Source organism: Pseudoxanthobacter sp., from assembly GCF_036822375.1.
In the GTDB taxonomy this organism is placed as follows: Bacteria; Pseudomonadota; Alphaproteobacteria; order Rhizobiales; family Segnochrobactraceae; genus Pseudoxanthobacter.
In genome coordinates, this window is sequence record NZ_DAISHT010000228.1 from 1 (window position 1) to 5,159 (window position 5,159).

The window sequence follows — 5,159 nt, forward strand, 5'->3', positions numbered from 1 at the left end:
GGCATGTCGTAGGCCGCGCCGATCTCCTGCAGGATCACGTTCTGCTCGCGCTTCAGCTCGGCGCGGTCGAACAGCGAGTTGCCCAGAATGTCGGCGAGGATATCGAGCGCCAGCGGCACGTCGTCGCCCAGCAGGCGGGCGTAATAGCAGGTGTTCTCGGTGGAGGTGGCAGCATTCAGCTCGCCACCCACCGCCTCGATTTCCTCGGCGATGGCCCGCGCGGAGCGCCGCCGCGTACCCTTGAAGGCCATGTGCTCCAGAAGATGCGAGATGCCGTGCTCACGCTCGGCCTCCGAGCGCGAACCGGCGCTCACCCACACCCCGAGCGCCGCGCTCTCGATGTGGGGCATTTCTTCCGTGACGACGGTGAGGCCGTTGGCAAGACGCGAAACCGTGACGGCCATGACCGCTCACACCTCCGATTTGACGGCGCGCGTGCGCGCCTCGATGAAGCGCCCCACCGCCGCCGTCTCCGGCACGATGCGTGTGAAGCGCTCCGGGCGTTCGTAGAGATCGGCGAGACGGGCCGGCAGCGCCGGCTCCGTTCCGATGGCCTCGCGAACGGCATCCGGGAACTTGGCGGGATGGGCGGTGGCCAGCGTCACCATCGGCACCGCGCGGTCGATCAGCCGCTCGGCAACCGTGACGCCCACCGCCGAATGCGGATCGAGCACATAGCCGCAGGTGGCGTGGATGCGGGCGATGGTGTCGCGCGTCTCCAGCATGTCGGCGCGGCCGGCCTGGAACAGCGCGCGGATGGCATCGAGCGCGGCCGGCTCCACCGTGAAAGTGCCGTTGTGGGCAAGGCCCGCCATCAGCGCCTCGATCTTACGGCCGTCGCGGCCCACCGCCTCGAACAGCAGCCGCTCGAAATTCGACGAGATCTGGATATCCATCGACGGCGAGGTGGAGGGCACCACGGCGCGCGTCTCGTAGCGCCCGCTTTCCAGCGTGCGCCACAGGATGTCGTTGACGTTGGTGGCAACCACCAGCTTCTCAATCGGCAGCCCCATGCGACGGGCCACATAGCCGGCGAAGATATCGCCGAAATTGCCGGTCGGCACGGTGAAGCTGACCGGCCGGCCGGGCGCGCCCAGCGACACGGCAGCCGTGAAATAATAGACGATCTGGGCCACGATGCGCGCCCAGTTGATGGAGTTGACCCCGGCCAGATGCGTGCGGTCGCGGAAGGCGTGGTCGTTGAACAGCCCCTTCACGATGGCCTGACAGTCGTCGAACGTGCCCTCCACAGCCAGCGTGTGCACGTTCTCGTCGGCCACCGTGGTCATCTGGCGCCGCTGCACCGGCGACACGCGGCCATGCGGGTAGAGAATGAAGATGTCGAGCCCGTCGCGCCCGCGGAACGCCTCGATGGCCGAGGCCCCGGTATCGCCGGAGGTGGCGCCGACGATGGTCGCCGCCTCGCCGCGGCGGACGAGCGCATATTCCATCAGCCGGGCGAGCAGCTGCATCGCCACGTCCTTGAAGGCCAGCGTGGGGCCGTGGAACAGCTCCATCAGGAAGTGGCCGGGCGCAAGCTGCACCAGCGGGGCCACCGCCGCATGGCCGAAGCCGGCATAGGCCGCCTCGATCATGGCATAGAGATCGGCATCGGGAATTTCGCCGTCCACGAACCGGCGGATCACCGCATGGGCGACATCGGCATAGGGCCGCCCGGCCAGATCGGCAATCTCGGCCGCAGAGAAGTGCGGCCACGTCTCGGGCACATAGAGCCCGCCATCGCGGGCAAGACCGGCAACAAGAACATCGAGAAAGCCGAGCGCGGGCGACTGCCCGCGGGTGCTCACATAACGCAAGGGATGGCGTCCTTCCGCAACAACCGGAATGGAAGGGGATCAGCGGCGATGGGCCGTAATTTTATTGATCGATCCGCGCTGCCGCAAGCACCCTTCCGCACAGCCGGGCCCCGTTGCACAGCGCCCGGCCGGCGGCCGGTCAGCCGTGGCCGACATCGCTGACCAGCATGGCCGGGTCGATGCCGAGCTTGCGCAGGGCCCGGCCGTGCTTGGTTTCCAGCGCGTCGTCGAAAACCAGATCGGCATCGGCCGGGCAGGTCAGCCAGCCGTTGGAGCGGATCTCGTCCTCAAGCTGGCCCGGTGCCCAGCCGGCATAGCCCAGCGCCAGCAGCGCCTTGTGCGGCCCGCGGTTTTCCGCGATCGCCCGCAGAATATCGAGCGTCGCCGTCAGGCACACGCCCTCGTCGATGGCGAGCGTGGCGTTCTCGATGCGGAAGTCGTCGGAATGCAGAACGAATCCGCGACCGGTTTCCACCGGCCCGCCGCGATGGACACGCATGCGCCGCGAACCGCCGCCCGGCAGCCGGATGCCCTCCGGCGAGGACACGATCTGCAGCTGCTCCAGCAGGTCCGGGAACGAGATGTTGCGGGCGAGCTGGTTCAGCACGAGGCCCATCGCGCCCTCTTCGGAGTGGGCACAGACATAGATCACCGTGCGCTCGAACCGCTCGTCGCCCATGCCGGGCATGGCGATCAGAAGCTGACCTTCGAGAAAGCTGTCTTCGCCGTGGCCGGCGGCGGGAAAGGCGCCGGAAATGGAGGTCGGCATTTCCACTCTCCTGCTCACACAACGCTCTGTTGATCCGGAAGCATAGAATCACCCGCCACCGGCGTCGAGAGCCAGTTGCGCCGGGCCTTGCCGCACGCTGGCGGCAGACGCGGATTGATCTGCCGCAAAAATTCTCCCCGCCCCTGTTTCCGCCGCCCGTCCGAGCCTCTATCTATCGCGGGATAAGCCGGCGGCCTGCGCCGGCCATAACCGGAGCGAGACGGATGAGCCTCAAAGTCGGTGACAGCCTGCCCGAAGCCACCTTCAAGACCATGACCGCCGAGGGTCCGAAGGACGTGACCACCGCCGACGTGTTCGCCGGCAAGACGGTGGTGCTGTTTGCGGTGCCGGGCGCCTTCACGCCCACCTGCACCCTCAACCACCTGCCGGGCTATGTGAGCCACGCCGACGCCATCTCCGCGAAGGGCGTGGATGCCATCGCGGTGGTGTCCGTCAACGACGTGTTCGTGATGGATGCTTGGGCCAGGGCCTCCGACCCCGACCACCGCGTGCTGTTCCTGGCCGATGGCAGCGCCGCCTTCACCAAAGCGATCGGGCTGGAACTGGATGCGACCGGTTTCGGCATGGGCGTGCGGTCGCGCCGTTATTCGGCGCTGGTGCGCAACGGCGTCGTCGAACAGCTCAATGTCGAGGAAGTGGCCGGCAAGGCGGAGAAGTCCGGCGCCGATGCCATGCTGGCGAGCCTCTGAGCCCCGCGCTCACGCCCGCTGCCCGCGCAAAACGAAAGGCCGGTCCCGCGGGGCCGGCCTTTTCGTTTTCCCGGCAGCGGCCGGCGATCAGGTCGTTCAGGGGCCGCCGGCAGCGGCCCGCGATCGGTTCCTTCAGAGCCCGCCGGCAGTCGCCGGCGGGTCGGCCGGCGCCTCGTGCTGGCCCATCTTGACCAGCGTCACCACGTAGAACAGCACCACCAGCGCCACCAGCGTGCCGGCCAGCGCGAGAGAGCGCCGGCGGCGGTTTTCCAGCGCCCCGGCGCTGGGCCGCACCCGGCGCGCCGCAGGCTTGCGGGAGGGGCGGGCCGCCACCGGCCTCAGGCCAGCGCGGCGCGGATCGCGGTGAAGAGATGCTCGCCGAGCAGCACCGCGAACAGCAGGAACAGATAGACGATCGAAAAGCCGAACAGTTCGCCCGCCGCGCGGTTGCGCCGCTGCACGCCGGCAAAATAGAGCCGCACCGCAAGGGCGACGAACAGCGCGCCGAGCGACAGCGACAGCACGCCATAAGCCAGCCCGCCGAAGCCCATGAACCACGGCACCGTGGCGACCGGCGCCAGCACCAGCGCATAAAGCACGATCTGGATGCGGGTGGCGCGGTCGCCCGCCACCACCGGCAGCATCGGCACGCCGGCGCGCGAATAGTCCTCCGACTTGATGAGCGCCAGCGCCCAGAAATGGGGCGGCGTCCACAGGAAGACGATCAGAAAAAGCACCAGCGGCTCGATGGCGACATGGCCGGTCACCGCAGCCCAGCCGATCACCGGCGGCAGCGCACCGGAGGCACCGCCGATGACGATGTTCTGCGGCGTCCAGCGCTTCAGCCACATGGTGTAGATCACCACATAGAAGAAGATCGTGAAGGCCAGCAGCGCGCCGGCCAGCAGGTTGGTCACGAGCGCCAGCATCACCACCGAGGCGACCGAGAGCACCAGCCCGAAAGCCAGCGCCGAGGCACCATCCACCCGGCCGGCGGGAATGGGGCGGGTGCGGGTGCGGGTCATCACCGCATCGATGTCAGCGTCGTACCACATGTTGAGGCAGCCGGACGCCCCGCCGCCCACGGCAATCAGCATCAGCGCCACCGCGCCGATCACCGGATGGATGCCGCCGGGCGCGATCATGATGCCGACCAGCGCGGTAAACACCACCAGCGACATGACCCGCGGCTTCAGGAGGGCGATGAAATCGCCGACCGACGCCGAGCCGAGACCGGCAACGGACGTTTCATCGCGGGTGGGATCGCTCAGTGCCATCGTGGGTCCAGTCTCGTCACGCCGGCCGTGCATGGCCGGTGTTGCCGCCGCGTCAGCGGGCAGCGGAAAGCACAGGGCCGGCCGCGCGAACGGATTCGCGCACCGGATCACAGCCTAACTGCCGTGCACGCGCGCAAATCGCAAGTGCCGCGTTGACGCGCATCAAATTCCGCTCAGCGCCTGTGGCCCGCAGGCTCCACCGCGGCCGGCTCGAACGCCATTTCGAAGGCCAGAACCGGCGGCGGCGAGGAGACCCGCCACTCCGCCGAGGTGGCGCCTTCGCCCCACGGATTGGCCCCGGCCGGCACCGCGCGCAGAAAGGCGAGCCCGACGGAGGCGAGGAACACCGCAACGCCCGCCGCCGACAGCACTGCACCGGCAAGCGCCGCCGTGCCCCAGCCGGCGGGCAGCGGCGCAGCCGCCATCGCCGTGAGATGCAGCGGCAGGAACACCAGATTGACGCCGGTGAAGGTGAGCCAGAAGTGCAGCTTCGCCAGCCGCTCGCTGGCCACGAGGCCGCTCATCTTGGGAAACCAGAAATACCAGCCGGCGAAGATGGCGAACACGGCACTGAGCGACAGCACAT

General features: G+C 68.5%; 7 protein-coding genes. 1 reads left to right on the forward strand and 6 read right to left on the reverse strand.

What is annotated here, in order from left to right; genetic code table 11:
* The 3 genes from V7067_RS15270 to V7067_RS15280 all read right to left on the reverse strand — a co-directional run.
* Nucleotides 1–404 (reverse strand): pitrilysin family protein (locus V7067_RS15270; RefSeq protein ID WP_334176762.1); only part of this gene is annotated, 404 nt, incomplete at its 3' end.
* A 6-nt stretch (nucleotides 405–410) separates the two neighbouring features.
* Complete coding sequence (thrC, locus tag V7067_RS15275) at nucleotides 411–1,817, reverse strand: threonine synthase (RefSeq protein WP_334176763.1); 1,407 nt, start codon at nucleotides 1,815–1,817, stop codon at nucleotides 411–413.
* Between the two features lie 139 nt (nucleotides 1,818–1,956).
* Entirely contained in the window at nucleotides 1,957–2,586 is a 630-nt protein-coding gene (locus V7067_RS15280; RefSeq protein WP_334176764.1) for a YqgE/AlgH family protein, read from the reverse strand.
* 224 nt (nucleotides 2,587–2,810) lie between these two features.
* Between V7067_RS15280 and V7067_RS15285 the strand changes: the two genes are divergently transcribed.
* The gene (locus V7067_RS15285; RefSeq protein ID WP_334176765.1) at nucleotides 2,811–3,296 is read left to right on the forward strand and encodes a peroxiredoxin; all 486 of its coding nucleotides are present in this window, start codon (nucleotides 2,811–2,813) and stop codon (nucleotides 3,294–3,296) included.
* 132 nt (nucleotides 3,297–3,428) lie between these two features.
* On the opposite strand, the gene V7067_RS15290 is transcribed toward V7067_RS15285, so the two are convergent.
* The 3 genes from V7067_RS15290 to V7067_RS15300 all read right to left on the reverse strand — a co-directional run.
* Complete coding sequence (locus tag V7067_RS15290; RefSeq protein WP_334176766.1) at nucleotides 3,429–3,590, reverse strand: protoheme IX farnesyltransferase; 162 nt, start codon at nucleotides 3,588–3,590, stop codon at nucleotides 3,429–3,431.
* A gap of 44 nt (nucleotides 3,591–3,634) precedes the next feature.
* Complete coding sequence (locus V7067_RS15295; RefSeq protein WP_334176767.1) at nucleotides 3,635–4,573, reverse strand: heme o synthase; 939 nt, start codon at nucleotides 4,571–4,573, stop codon at nucleotides 3,635–3,637.
* 173 nt (nucleotides 4,574–4,746) lie between these two features.
* The coding region (locus V7067_RS15300; protein WP_334176768.1) for a cbb3-type cytochrome c oxidase subunit I at nucleotides 4,747–5,159 on the reverse strand (413 nt) is incomplete at its 5' end.